This is a genomic window from Pseudomonas sp. 2957, assembly GCF_031456345.1.
Taxonomy (GTDB): Bacteria; Pseudomonadota; Gammaproteobacteria; order Pseudomonadales; family Pseudomonadaceae; genus Aquipseudomonas; species Aquipseudomonas siliginis.
In genome coordinates, this window is the sequence record NZ_JAVDUL010000002.1 from 162907 (window position 1) to 176390 (window position 13484).

Below are 13484 nucleotides of genomic sequence, written 5' to 3' on the forward strand. Positions count from 1 at the left end.
AAGGAGTAGGCACATGACCCGATTTCTGCTGGTGTTAGGACTGGCGCTCAGCATCGCAAGCTGCGGCAGTGTCGATGTTGCTCGTTACGCTGACCAGCAACCGGCATTGAATCTGGAGCAGTTTTTCAGCCAGCCCGTCAAAGCCTGGGGAATGTTCCAGAAGCGCAACGGCGAAGTGGTCAAGCGGTTTGAGGTCGATATTGCCAGCCGTCGTGAAGGTGAAAACCTGATCCTCGACGAGCGCTTCCGTTACAGCGACGGCACCCGTGAACGCCGAGTCTGGACCCTCACTCCCGGGGGCAATGGTCAGTGGAGCGGTCGCGCGCACGATGTGGTCGGGGTTGCTCAGGGCCAGATCGCTGGAAACACCTTCCACTGGCGTTATCGCCTGAACCTGCCAGTCGACGACTCGACCTACGAGATGAGCATGGACGACTGGATGTACCTGGTCGACGAGGACACGCTGATCAACCGCACGAGTATGTCCAAGTGGGGTATTGAGGTCGGCCAGGTGACGGTGTTCTTCCGGCGCCAGAACGCTGGGACGAAACCATGAGCAGTGGGTTGACCCTGGCCTCGTTCGGCGACGGTTATCGCGCTCTGGTGATCGGCGCCAGGGGCGCCCTCGGCACGGCGTTTTGCCAACATTTGAAACAGGATCCACGCTGCGCCAGCGTCCGTGCGCTGGGACGCCAGACTGTGCCGAAGCTCGACCTCGAGCAACCCGAAACGATCGCCAGCGCCGCCGCTGAACTGGCAGGCGAAGCGCCCTTTCACCTGATCATTCACGCGGCCGGCCTCCTCCATCGTGACCGGATCAAGCCGGAAAAAAGCTACAGCGCGATCGACGCCGAGTCGCTGCAGGCCGTGTTCCAGGTCAACACGCTGGGGCCTGCATTGCTGCTGCGCGACTTTCTGCCATTGCTTGCACCTCAAGGCGCGATGGCGATGCTTTCGGCAAAAGTCGGCAGCATCGGCGACAACCGTTTGGGCGGCTGGTACGCCTATCGCGCCTCCAAGGCTGCGCTGAACATGCTGATCAAGACCGCCGCCATCGAGCTTTCGCGCACGCGCCCGCAGAGTCGCTTGCTCAGTCTGCACCCGGGCACGGTGGTGTCGCCGTTGTCGCAACCTTTTCGCGGGGCCGCGAGCGCCCGCCCGGCAGACATTGCCGCCGGGCAATTACTGACTCTGATTGACACGCTGACGCCGGCCGACAGCGGCCATTTCTTCGCCTACGATGGAGAACGCCTGCCCTGGTAGGCAAGGAGTGAAGCATGAATCTGCAAACCCTCACCGAACGTGCGGCCAACAGTGAAGTTCGCGAACTGGAGCTGCTGTCACTCGAAGGTGGTTTTTATCTGGCGAGAATTCGCGTGGATCAAGGTCAGTTCACCTTGCTCGATGACGCGGCCAAGCCAATGCACCTGCGTTCGATCACCCACCTGCGCGACTTGCTACAAACCGTGCCGGCGTTTCCCTGCGTACTGGTGCAACAATGCGTGCACGACGAAATGTGCGGCCGGGATTCAGGGCCGGTTGAAGAGCTGCGCATTCCATTTTCGCTGACCACGCCTTTATGAGGCTCAAGCGCGGCGAGCACTGAATGGCAGGCTGATAAGGCGCGCGTCGCCCACCGGCGACGCATTTATCGAACCCCTGCCCCGTCCACGGGTCTGCTTCACATCGATTCCCTGGAAGTAAACCCCATGTCCACTCAACACACGCTTGTCCTGCTTGCCCGAGGCGGATACGCCGCGCGCGGCGTTCTGTATCTGATCATCGGCATCTTCGCGCTGTTGGCAGCGCACGACTCCACCAAACCGAAAGACAGCCACAATAGCCTCGAAGCATTACTCAGTCAGCCATTCGGCTATGTGCTGATCGGTGTTGTGGTCGCCGGCCTGCTGGCCTTCGCCGCGTGGCGTGCGTTGCAAGCGATCCGCGATGTCGACCACCACGGCAGCGAGTTCAAAGGTCTGGTCATCCGTGCAGGTTTGCTTGCTGGCGGTCTGGTCAACGCGGCGCTGGCCTTCTTCGCCTTGGGTCTGTTGGTGAGTGGTCTCAGGAGTTCGGGCGGTTCCGGCGATGGCAAGACCAAGGATCTGCTTGCGCAGCTGCTGTCGTTCGAGCATTCGAACCTGTTGATCTACCTGATCGCGCTGATCCCGCTGGGTGTCGGTATCGCCCACATCATCAAAGGCTGGAAGGCCTCGTTCGAGAAGTACTTCGAAGCGGATGACGAAGTGATGCGTTACGTGCGCCCGGTGTCGCGCTTTGGCTTGATCGCCCGAGGCGTGGTGTTTATCGAGATTGCAGTGCTGATGGCGGTCAGCGGCTCGGTTTACCAGGCAACCAATCCACCCGGCATGAAGGAAGCGCTGGATGCTTTGCAGAATCTTCCGGCAGGTGGCGTGCTGTTGATGCTGATGGCGTTGGGGCTGATCGCATTTTCGGTGTACAGCTTTTCCGAAGCGGCCTGGCGCCGGATCGAAATGGATGTGCCGTTGTAAGCGGCGATTCGAGGGGGCGTGTGCCCCCTCGACTGTTTCCCATCAAGTAAACAGATCAACACCCAACTGGAACGCTACCCACAGCGCCAGACCTGTAGCAAACAACAGCGCGATGTTTTCGAACAGGTTGTTGCGATACTTCTTGTCCAGCAGCGACTTCTGGTTGGACATGATCAGCAAGCCCAGGGAAATCACCGGCAAACCAATGATGTTCAACGCGCTGACGCCAATGGTCAGAGTCACGAAATCCGGCATGCCCGGCATCGACCAGATCAGCGGCGTGACCAGGATGAACAGCATGAACCACTTGTGCATCGGGTCATGATGGAACTCTTTGCCGTACTTCTCGCGACGCTCAGGGCGAACATGCTGGAAGGCATCGGTGATCAGCATCGGAAACGCCGTGGTCTTGCCTGAAATACTGGCGAACAGCGTCGCGAACACACCGATGAAGAACACGTACCAGCCGATCGGGCCGAAGAAGATTTCCAGCGCCTTGCCCAGATCGCCCAAGGTTTTCACCTCGATGCCATTGGGACGCAGGATTTCCGCGCCAACAATCCAGATCGCCAGGTTGATGATGATCCCGACGAACACCGCAAACAGCAGATCGTTACGTTGAATGCGCTTGTGCTGCGGCCCGGTCCAGCCTTTCTGGCGCATGACATAGGGATGCACGAAGTTGGCAATCGAACCGGCAACCGCGCCGATCACCGAAACCGCGACCAGCAACGCGCCATGCACGCCCTCGTCCGGCGGAATGCTGAAGCCGATGGTGCCTTTGATGATGCCGCTCACATCCGGGCCGGACATCACCGCCAAAGCGATGAACGCCAGGGTCATGATCGCCAGCAGCAGCTTCATCACGCCTTCGATCATCGTGTAGATGTTGCGCCCGACCAGCATCCAGACCGCCAGCACCACCGCCACCGAGCACAGCAATGGCTGATCGATCTTGAACAGCATCGCCAGAGACTCCCCTGCCCCCTTGATCATGTAGGCGTTCATCAAGTGCCCCATCAACAAGGCATAAACCAGCATGAACCAGGCGAACACCGGGTTGAGCTGGGCATAGCCCTGCAGAATGGTCATGCCCTGGTTATTGCACAACTGGAAACGGGCAATGATGTTGACGATCAGGTATCTGAGCAACAACGAGACGGCCAGCACCCACATCATGGCGTAGCCGTAGTTCGCACCGGCCACTGAAGACGTGATGAGATCGCCCGCACCGAGCCACGACAGCACGGCGATAATGCCGGGGCCGAGCAGTTTCAGCGTTCGCAGGAACAGGTTTTGCGGTTTCGCAGCGGCCTGATGATCGAGTGGAGCCATGCTCGTCATAGGGGTATCTCCGTTATTGTTTTTGTGAGAGTTGTGGCACTGCGCACATTAGGTAGGATGTCGTACAACAACGCTAATGGGAGAGTATGTAAAAATGTGTCAAAGCTCAATCATGACTACGCTCTCCGATCATTTCTGCTGATCAAAATCATCTATTACGCGCCTATCAAATAAGCATGGCGACTTTGCAGGCTTACCAAAAAGCCATTGATGCCCCAGTAAATCACTCATAGGATGACTGATCACAACAACAATAAGGCTGGAAATGATGAAAAGAACCCTCTTGTTCGCTGCGCTCGCCTCCACGTTGAGCGTGACGGCTAACGCCGCTACTTACGCTTACATCTCAAGCCCCGGCGACGGTCTGATCTCGCAATACCGTCTCGATCAGAACAACGGCGCACTCACCCTCGTTGAGCAGATCCAGGCCGGCGACCAGGTCAATCCCATGGCGCTCACCCCGGACGGCAAAGTGCTGTTTGCAGCCTTGCGGGTCAAGCCCTTCCAGGTCGTGGGTTATCGGATCGATCCCAAAAGCGGTCACCTGACGCAATTTACTCAGGCTCCTCTCGCAGAAAGCATGGCCTACCTGTCGACCGACCGAAAAGGACGCTACCTGCTCGCGGCGTCCTACGGCGCCGATACCCTCAGCGTCCAGAAGATCAGCAAGGATTACCAACCTTCCGCCGATATGGTTCGCTACAAGACAGGCCTGCACGCGCATTCGATTCGCACCGAGCCGAGCAATCGCTTTGCCTACGCTGGCAACCTGGGCACCGACAAGGTTCTGCAATACCGCCTGGATGCCAACACTGGTGAGCTCAGCCCGATCGGCAGCGGCTCGGTCAGCGTCCCGGAGAAAACCGGGCCTCGGCATCTGGCGTTCTCGGCGAACGGCAAATTCCTTTACGTGGTCGGTGAAATGAGCGGCACCGTGACTGCCTTTTCAATCGACGACACTAGCGGCGCGTTGGCGCAACTTGCTGAAGCCAATGGCATTCCCGAACGTTTGAAGCTGGCCCATGGCGAAGTCCGTGATGCGCGCAACAATGACTTGAAAGATGATCCGACCCCACGCATCTGGGCCGCTGACCTGCGCATGTCGCCGGACGGAAAACTGCTGCTGATGAGTGAGCGCACCAGCAGCAGCGTTTCGGCATTTGCCGTGGATCCGGGAACAGGAGCACTCAAGTTTCTCGATAACTACCCGGTGCAAGAACAGCAACCGCGCAATATCGCCTTCTCCCCAGATGGCCACTGGCTGCTGGTGACCGGAGAGAAAAGCGCCAAGGTCGGTACTTACGCGGTGAGCAAGGATGGCGCGCTGAAGCGTGTCGGTGAAGCGGCCTCCGGCAAAGGCGCCTTATGGATCGAGATACTGCAAACGCCTGATGCATGAATATCTGCGGAGCAGCAACTGCTCCGCAGCCCTGCAACTAATTCCCTGCCGCTTCGGTCATTAGCATTGCCGAGGTTGATGCATTTTCGCAGACCTCACTTTCAAGAGACTGCCCCCCGTGATCAGCCATCTCGATCGCCGCAACAACCGTTCGCTGGACAGTCTGAATTTCTTTCTCGCCGATGTCCGCGACGGCCTGGGGCCGTACCTCGCCATTTACTTGCTCGCCGTACACCACTGGGACCCGGCCAGTATCGGCGTGGTCATGACCCTCGCCGGTATTGCCGCGCTGGTCACGCAGACACCTGCCGGTGCACTGGTTGACAACAGTCGGGCGAAACGGGCGCTGATCATCATCGCCGCATTGTTGGTGACGGCGAGTTGTCTGCTGCTGCCCTTCATTTCGTCATTCAGTCTGGTGGCGTTGACCCAAGCCTTGAGCGCGGCGGCAGCGTCTATTTTTGCCCCGGCCATTTCTGCAATCACGCTGGGCATCACCGGCCCGCGAGCATTCACCCGGCGCACCGGTCGCAACGAGACGTTCAACCATGCCGGCAACGCGTGCGCGGCGTTATTGGCCGGTTTGTTTGCGTATCTGTTTGGTCCGGTGGCGGTGTTTTATCTGATGGCGGTCATGGCGCTGGCCAGCGTGATTGCCGTGCTGTTCGTCTCGGCCGAGGCGATTGATCATGACGTCGCGCGCGGCCTCCAGCCTGGCGATCAAAGTCATCAGCCGTCCGGGTTCAAGGTGCTGCTGAGCAATCGCCCGTTACTGATGTTTGCCCTGTGCTGCGCGCTGTTCCACTTGGCCAACGCGGCGATGCTGCCGTTGGTGAGCCAGAAACTCGCGCAAGCCAACTTGCACATGGCCACGCCGCTGACCTCGGCGTGTATCGTCGCCGCGCAACTGGTGATGGTGCCAATGGCCCTGCTGGCCGGTGCGAAAGCCGATGTCTGGGGGCGCAAACCGTTGTTGCTGGCGGGTTTTCTGATCCTGCCGCTGCGCGGGTTGCTCTACATATTCTCGGATGATCCGTATTGGCTGGTCGCCGTGCAGTTGCTCGACGGCGTCGGCGCCGGGCTGTTTGGGGCGCTGTTCCCGGTGATGGTCAAGGATCTGACTCTCGGCTCCGGGCATTTCAATGTCAGCCTCGGTGCACTGACGACAGCGTTTGGTCTGGGCGCGGCACTGAGCAACGGGCTGGCCGGTTTTGTCGTCGAGGCCGCCGGTTACAGCGCGGCATTTCTGACCCTTGCCGCAATTGCAGGAGCAGCGTTTCTGCTGCTGTTGATCGGTGTTCCGGAAACGCTGCAGCGGACTGAGAAATTCGAGTCCGCTGCAGTGATGGGCCAAACCTGAACTAATCGCCACCGCAGCCATCGCCTAAAACGCTGTAAGTGGCGACATGCCGCTGGCCGTGGCTGTCTTCATAGACGACCTCCACCGGAACAATTCCGCAGGCGGCGCTGGTGTCGGTGATGCTGATGGTTTTGGCGATATCCAGTGGCACGCCGGTCTGTGCAGGTTCGGTGGCAGCGAACACGTTGCCGGCGAGGATGGCCAGGGTCAAAGCAAAAAGCGTTTTCATGGTGTGATCTCTCTATAAAGGATGAGGAATTCAGGCCTGACGTTCAGTCAGCAATTGGCGCGCGGAATCGGCCATCACCGGCAGCGCTCCGGCAAGCATCAGGACGTCTTTGAGCACCAGGCGTCCGGCGCCGGACAGATAGGGAAAACCGTGCTGACCATCGCCCATAGCAGCGACCCAGGCTTCAGGTGTGGTGATCAGAAAGCTCAGGGTCACCAGCGGCGTAGCGAACGCCAGCGCGCCACCGAGCAGGCCGGTGCGGCGGGAAAGCCGGTTGGACAGGACCAGCAGACCGATGAGGATTTCCACCACGCCAAGCCCGGTGGAAAAGCCGTAAGTGTTGTTCGCGGTCTGCCAGGCGCGCTTGTCGGCGTTCAGCTCGCCCTCATGGGTCAGGTGCGCCTTGTAGTCCTGCGGGTGTTCGTAGAAGAACGACATCACCGGGCTGTTGGCGACGAAGGGCGTGATGCTGTCGGCTTCGTACGGGACGAATTTCAATGCGCCGATCCACAGAAAGACGATGGCGATGGCCACGCGCATCAGCGGGATGCCGAGGCGATCGAGTTTGCCGAGCTGTTGTAGTCCGGCGTTGATTGAGGTGAACATGCGACTTCTCCAGATCAATGAAAGTGGAGTCAGTCTGCGGTGCTATCGAATCGCGCTTTTGTCGGTCATGCTCAACGTCTTGCTCAATCGTCTCAACTTTGCGGATTTCTATCGTAATGGGTGCCAATGAACTCGCTCGATAAGCTCATCAGCCTGGCCAACGTGCGCGGCAGTCTTGATCTGCGTTGCCAGTTCCAGGGCGACTGGGCGCGCGATCATCAACAGGAAGCCTTGGGCAAGGCGCCCTATCACGTAGTGCTCAAAGGTGAATGCCGCGTTGAGCTGGCCAGCGGGCAACGCCTGGCGATGCGCGCCGGCGATATTCTGCTGTTGCCACGGGGTACGCCGCATGTGCTGCACAGTGCCGGCAAGAACGTAGCGCCGATGTCGCCAACGCTGATTTCCGGCGGGGTGTTGCCGATCTATCGGCTGGGTGGGGCGAGCGCCGATCTGGACATGCTCTGTGGTGGCTTTCATTACAACCGCGCGTCGATGCTGTTCGCCGCGCTCCCCGACTACCTGCTGATTGCCAACGATGGCTTGCCGATTGATGCGCCGCTGACCGCCCTGATTGCGCTGTTGCGCAGCGAAGCCGACAGCGAACAGCCGGGCGCGCGCTTTCTCCTCGATTCACTGTCCCAAGCCTTGTTCACCTTGATCCTGCGTGCGCACCTGGCCCGTGCCGATCAAGCCCAAAGCACCTTGGCGCTGCTCGGCGACCAGCGCCTCGGCCGCACCTGTCAGGCAATCTTGGCCGACCCGGCGCACGAGTGGACCATCGAAGCCATGGCCGATACCGCGAACATGTCCCGCGCGACGTTCATGCGCACGTTCGCTCGGGTCGCTGGCGTGTCGCCGTGGGTCATGCTGACCCAGTTGCGCATGGAGCTGGCGTTCAGTCTGCTCAGCCATTCGCATCTGGGCCTTAACGACATTGCCGTGCAGGTCGGCTACCAGTCGCAAGCTGCATTCAGCAAGAAATTCAAGGAAACCTACGGCGAGGCCCCGGGCAAAGTCCGCCGCGCGATCTGATTGAATGGATCGCTTTGTATCAGCGTGTAGCTTTCGCCGACACAGATACACACGCATGCGAAGTTCGGCCGTGCGCACACACAACTGACACATTTAGCGCGCTAAATACCACTGTCGCTTCCATTCCTACCTTAACCAATCGACAGGACATCACCATGAACAAAGTCTTCGCAACCCTCGCCCTTACCGCCGCCATGTTCGGCGCCACCGCTGCGTTCGCCGCGCCGGTCAAACCCACCGTGGTACTGGTGCACGGCGCCTTTGCCGATTCGAGCAGCTGGAACGGCGTGGTCAAGATTCTCGAGAAGGATGGCTATCCGGTGATCGCCGCTGCCAACCCGCTGCGCTCGGTCAAGGGTGATGCGCAATCGGTGGCGGATGTGCTGGCCAGCGTGAAAACTCCGGTGGTACTGGTCGGCCACTCCTACGGTGGCCCGGTAATCAGTGAAGCCGCTTACGGCAATGCCAATGTCAAAGCGCTGGTGTACGTCGCAGCTTTTGCACCGGAAAAGGGTGAAACCGCCGCTGAGCTGTCCGGGCGTTTCCCTGGCAGCACCCTTGGCCCGACCCTGTCGGCCCCGGTTGAGCTGGCCGATGGTGGCAAGGATTTGTACATCCAGCAGGACAAATTCCACGATCAGTTCGCTGCCGATGTGTCTCAGGCAGATGCGAAGTTGATGGCCGCCACGCAGCGCCCGGTGACCGTCGCCGCGCTCAACGAAGCCGCCACCGAGCCTGCATGGAAAACCGTGCCGTCGTACTTCGTCTACGGTGACCAGGACAAGAACATCCCGGCGCAAGCCTTGGCGTTCATGGCCGAGCGCGCGCACTCCAAGCAGACCGTCGTGGTCAAAGGCGCTTCGCACGTGGTGATGGTGTCCAACCCGAAAGCCGTTGCCAGCCTGATCGAAACGGCTGCGGCCGCGAAGTGATCCAGCGCTGAGTTGAACCTTGAAGCCTTAGCCGTGAACCCTGTTCACGGCTTTCAGCGCTGGGTGGTGTTGCAGCCGCTCGCTGAGAAAATCCACAAACGTGCGCACCTTCGCCGGTACGCGCGGATGTTTCAGATAGACCAGTTGCACAGGTAACGCCGGCGGCTCAAAGGCCTCCAGCACCAATTCCAGTTCACCGGCCGCGACCTGGCTGGCGACTTGATAGGACAGCACCCGGGTAATGCCCCAACCGGAGCTGGCGATGTTGATCGCCGCCTGATTCGCGGTGACCACCAGACGCGGTTCGAAGCGAAAACTCAACGGGCCATCGGCATGGGCGAATTGCCAATCGCTGAGCAAATGACTGGCGGACGACATGACGATATTGGCGCGGCTCAGCTCGTTCGGATGTTGCGGTCGGCCATAGCGGGCGAAGTAATCGGGGGTGCCGCAGATCACCTGACGGACCTCGCCGACCTTGATTGCATGCTGATTGTTCTCGTGCAGATGACCGATGCGCACGGCAACATCGATACCCTCTTCTGCCATGTTCACCACGCGATCAACCAGCAAAGCCTTCAGATGCACCGAAGGAAACGCATCGACGTATTGCGCCAGCAACGGCGCGATGAACAACTCGCCAAACAACACCGACGCGGTCACGCTCAAGTGCCCGCACGGCACCCGATAACTGCCGGCAGCGGCCTCTTCGGCTTCGTCGACGTCGCACAGAATTCTTCGGCAATCGTCCAGATAACGATGCCCGGCTTCGGTCAGGTGCAGGCTGCGCGTGGTGCGCGACAACAGACGCGTGCCGATGCGTTGTTCCAGCGCAGCAATGGCGCGGGTGACGCTGGGTGGCGAGGTGTTCAAACGCCGGGCCGCCGCCGCAAAGCCACCCTCCTCGGCCACGGCCAGGAACATGCGCATTTCCTGAAAACGATCCATAGCTGGGGACCTGTCGAAGATTTTGAAAACCCACCGGCCCCTGTGGGAGCGGGCTTGCCCGCGATGGCGTCCTGTCAGTCAACAACGATGCTGAATGACCCACCGCTATCGCGGGCAAGCCCGCTCCCACAAGGTTTTTTGGCGTGTGCTGATATCAAGCGCTTTGCAGGCCCACCGCTGTGCGCTGCATACCGACGAATTTCGGCAGCGCCTCGACCCGCCCAAGCCACGCCCGCACATTCGGATAATCCTCAAGCGAGACATTGCCTTCCGGTGCGTGGGCGACGTAAGTGTAGGCGGCCACATCGGCAACGGTTGCCTTGTCGCCGGCAAGGAATGCGCTGTTGGCCAACTCGTCTTCCATCACCTGCAACAACGCATGGGAACGCTTGATCGCATCAGCTGCGTCGTAACCGGCGCCGAATACCGTGATCAAGCGCGCAGTGGCCGGGCCGGAGCTGATCTGCCCGGCGGCCACCGATAACCAGCGTTGCACCTTGGCTTGCTCGACCGGATCGCTCGGCAGCCACTGGCCGTTGCCGTATTTGCTCGCCAGATAAACCAGAATGCCGTTGGAATCAGCGAGCACCGTACCGTTGTCGTCAATCACCGGCACTTGGCCGAAACGGTTGAGGGCGAGGAATTCAGGGGTTTTGTGTGCGCCCTTCATCAGGTCGACGAACACCAGTTCGGTCGGAACATCCAGCAGGGACAGCATCAACTCGACGCGATGCGAGTGGCCGGACAACGGATGACGATACAGTTTGACGGCTGACTGAGACATGACGTGCTCCTGGATTTTTTGAGGTCGACCCGCTGATCGTGTCGATGGGCTCATCCTGCTCCCCTGCCGCAAATCGCGGAATCCTCAGCAAATACAATCGAGCATTTCAGCCAGTGAAATAATCATCCTCGTCCTTAGGCGCGCGTAGGGATCATTTCACCGCGTGAAACAGTGGATTGCAGTTTCTGGCCATTCCCTCGCAACCGGCCGAGGGCGAACATGAGCCCACTTGAGCTTCAGCCCCTGGCGGCTCACCGGCCCGTTTGCACCCGAGGAGAATCGAAATGGACACAGCGTCGAAACCGCAGCCCTCGCCCTGGCATGAAGGTGAGCTGACCCTGCAACGTGCCGTCGGCGCGGTGGAAATGATGGTTGGTGTCGGCCAGCGGCAACTGGCCCGCGACTGGATGCCGGATCAGCACCGCGAGTTCTACGCGCAACTGCCCTTCGTCGTGCTCGGCGCCGTTGATGGCCAGGGCGACCCGTGGGCGACGCTGCGCACCGGTCAACCGGGCTTCATGGATTCGCCGTCGCCACAGGTTCTGAAGATCAAACTCGACGCCCAGCCTAACGATCCGGCGAATCAAGGCCTGCAGCCCGGCGACGCGATCGGCATGCTCGGCATCGAGCTGCACACCCGTCGGCGCAATCGCATGAACGGCAACATCAGCCGCCGCGCTGACAACAGCCTCGAGATCGGCGTGACACAGGCTTACGGCAACTGCCCGCGCTACATCAATCTGCGCCATTACGCGTTCGTCGACGAAACCACCGACACCGCGCTCGACCTGCCTGTCAGCGAACCCTTGGTGCGCGACATGATCACCGCCGCCGATTCGTTCTACGTGGCCACTTACGTGGTGCGCGACGGTGAGCGGCAAGTCGATGTGTCCCATCGCGGCGGCAAATCCGGTTTCGTCCATATGGACGAGGACGGCACCCTGACCATCCCGGATTTCTCCGGCAATCTGTTCTTCAACACCCTGGGCAACATCCTGCTCAACCCGCGCGCCGGGCTGACCTTCATCGATTTTGAAAGCGGCGATCTGTTGCAGATGACCGGTAGCGCGGAAGTGCTGCTCGATGATCCGCAAATCGCCGCGTTCCAGGGTGCCGAACGTCTGTGGCGCTTCAGGCCGCAGCGCATCGTTTACCGTCAGGCCGCGCTGCCACTGCGCTGGGCCGAGCAGCCGCAAGGCGACTCGCCCAATTCGCAAATGACCGGCAGCTGGGAGCAGACCCGCGAGCGTTTGCAGGCCGAGGCGCTGCGCAATCAATGGCGCGCGCTGCACGTCACGCGGGTGGTCGATGAGAGTCCGCAGATCCGCTCCTTTTACCTGCAAGCCAACGACGGCTTCGGCCTGCCGCGCTTCGAACCGGGCCAGCACTTGCCGATCAAGGTCTTGCTCGACGGTCAGGATGCCGCGTCGATCCGCACCTACAGCGTGTCCAGCGCGCCGTCGGACGAGTTTCTGCGTATCAGCGTCAAACGCGATGGCTCGGTCTCCTCGCATCTGCATGATCGGGTTCAGGCACTGGACTTGATCGAAGCCCGCGCCCCGCAAGGCGATTTCACCGTCGACGCCACCGAACGCCGGCCACTGGTGCTGTTGGCCGCTGGCGTTGGGGTGACGCCGTTGCTGTCGATGCTGCGCGAGGTGGTCTATCAGGGCAAACGCATCAGCCGCATGCGCCCGACCTGGGTCGTGCAAAGCAGTCGCACCGTTGAGGATCTTGCCTTTCGCGAAGAAATCGATGCCTTGGCTGCACGCGCCGGTGACAAGGTCAAGGTGCTGCGCGTGGTCAGCCAGCCGCCGCTGGAAGCAACAGCGCATGGTTACGATCATGCCGGGCGCATCGACATCGCCTTGCTGAAAAGCCTGCTGCCGCTGGATGACTACGATTTCTACCTGTGCGGCCCGGGCAGTTTTACCCAGGCGCTGTACGACGGCCTGCGCAAAATGCGCATTCCCGACGATCGCATCCACGCCGAAACCTTCGGCCCGTCGACGCTGATTCGCGATGTCGAAATCAGCACCCCAGCGCCGCCGCAAGTGCCGGTCGCGGAAGAGCCGGTCAAGGTGCTGTTTGCCACGTCCGGCAAGGAAGCACGCTGGGAACCGGGCAGCGGCACCTTGCTGGAACTGGCCGAGGCGCGTGGCTTGAATCCTGAGTTCAGCTGTCGCGGCGGCTCGTGCGGCACCTGCAAAACCCGCCTTACCAGCGGCCAGGTGCATTACCTCACTCCGCCCGCCATGCGCCTGGCGGACGACGAAGTGCTGATCTGCTGCGCCGCCCCGGCGCAGGGCAGCGACACCCTGGTGCTGGATGTTTGAA

Annotated in this window: 14 protein-coding genes; 9 read left to right on the forward strand and 5 right to left on the reverse strand. The window is 60.4% G+C overall.

All coding sequences use genetic code 11. The features are described 5' to 3' along the window. The first annotated feature begins 13 nt into the window (after nt 1–13). From J2Y39_RS06420 to J2Y39_RS06435, 4 genes are all read left to right on the forward strand, one after another. The gene (locus J2Y39_RS06420) at nt 14–556 is read left to right on the forward strand and encodes a DUF3833 domain-containing protein (RefSeq protein WP_310216053.1); all 543 of its coding nucleotides are present in this window, start codon (nt 14–16) and stop codon (nt 554–556) included. Beyond that, complete coding sequence (locus tag J2Y39_RS06425) at nt 553–1263, forward strand: SDR family oxidoreductase (protein WP_310216056.1); 711 nt, start codon at nt 553–555, stop codon at nt 1261–1263. The genes J2Y39_RS06420 and J2Y39_RS06425 overlap by 4 nt, the downstream gene beginning before the upstream one ends. A gap of 14 nt (nt 1264–1277) precedes the next feature. Beyond that, nucleotides 1278–1583, forward strand: coding sequence for a DUF6482 family protein (locus J2Y39_RS06430; RefSeq protein ID WP_016774774.1), 306 nt, complete (start codon nt 1278–1280; stop codon nt 1581–1583). A 126-nt stretch (nt 1584–1709) separates the two neighbouring features. Next, nucleotides 1710–2513, forward strand: coding sequence for a DUF1206 domain-containing protein (locus J2Y39_RS06435; protein ID WP_310216059.1), 804 nt, complete (start codon nt 1710–1712; stop codon nt 2511–2513). A 42-nt stretch (nt 2514–2555) separates the two neighbouring features. On the opposite strand, the gene J2Y39_RS06440 is transcribed toward J2Y39_RS06435, so the two are convergent. Further along, nucleotides 2556–3848, reverse strand: coding sequence for an Nramp family divalent metal transporter (locus tag J2Y39_RS06440; RefSeq protein ID WP_409037407.1), 1293 nt, complete (start codon nt 3846–3848; stop codon nt 2556–2558). Between the two features lie 274 nt (nt 3849–4122). Here J2Y39_RS06440 and J2Y39_RS06445 point away from each other — a divergent pair, with 274 nt between their 5' ends. Further along, entirely contained in the window at nt 4123–5256 is a 1134-nt protein-coding gene (locus J2Y39_RS06445) for a lactonase family protein (protein ID WP_310216062.1), read from the forward strand. 118 nt (nt 5257–5374) lie between these two features. Next, nucleotides 5375–6616 carry an MFS transporter gene (locus J2Y39_RS06450; protein ID WP_310216063.1) on the forward strand — a complete coding sequence of 414 codons (1242 nt, stop codon included), beginning with the start codon at nt 5375–5377 and terminating at the stop codon, nt 6614–6616. Between the two features lies 1 nt (nt 6617). Here J2Y39_RS06450 and J2Y39_RS06455 read toward each other — a convergent pair whose 3' ends face one another. Then, nucleotides 6618–6845, reverse strand: a complete 228-nt coding sequence (locus J2Y39_RS06455; RefSeq protein ID WP_041480333.1) for a DUF2790 domain-containing protein — start codon at nt 6843–6845, stop codon at nt 6618–6620. A gap of 30 nt (nt 6846–6875) precedes the next feature. After that, nucleotides 6876–7451 (reverse strand): reactive chlorine resistance membrane protein RclC, encoded by a 576-nt coding sequence (rclC, locus tag J2Y39_RS06460; RefSeq protein WP_310216065.1) that lies wholly within the window; start codon nt 7449–7451, stop codon nt 6876–6878. Between the two features lie 126 nt (nt 7452–7577). Between rclC and J2Y39_RS06465 the strand changes: the two genes are divergently transcribed. After that, nucleotides 7578–8483, forward strand: a complete 906-nt coding sequence (locus tag J2Y39_RS06465) for an AraC family transcriptional regulator (protein WP_310216068.1) — start codon at nt 7578–7580, stop codon at nt 8481–8483. Nucleotides 8484–8638: 155 nt separating this feature from the next. Continuing rightward, nucleotides 8639–9415, forward strand: coding sequence for an alpha/beta fold hydrolase (locus J2Y39_RS06470; protein WP_071172489.1), 777 nt, complete (start codon nt 8639–8641; stop codon nt 9413–9415). A 27-nt stretch (nt 9416–9442) separates the two neighbouring features. Here J2Y39_RS06470 and J2Y39_RS06475 read toward each other — a convergent pair whose 3' ends face one another. Further along, entirely contained in the window at nt 9443–10363 is a 921-nt protein-coding gene (locus J2Y39_RS06475) for a LysR family transcriptional regulator (RefSeq protein WP_041480329.1), read from the reverse strand. 154 nt (nt 10364–10517) lie between these two features. After that, nucleotides 10518–11147, reverse strand: coding sequence for a glutathione S-transferase family protein (locus tag J2Y39_RS06480; RefSeq protein ID WP_252886230.1), 630 nt, complete (start codon nt 11145–11147; stop codon nt 10518–10520). 284 nt (nt 11148–11431) lie between these two features. On the opposite strand from J2Y39_RS06480, the gene J2Y39_RS06485 reads away from it, so the two are divergent. After that, nucleotides 11432–13483 carry a pyridoxamine 5'-phosphate oxidase family protein gene (locus J2Y39_RS06485; protein ID WP_310216071.1) on the forward strand — a complete coding sequence of 684 codons (2052 nt, stop codon included), beginning with the start codon at nt 11432–11434 and terminating at the stop codon, nt 13481–13483. Nucleotide 13484 lies beyond the last annotated feature (1 nt).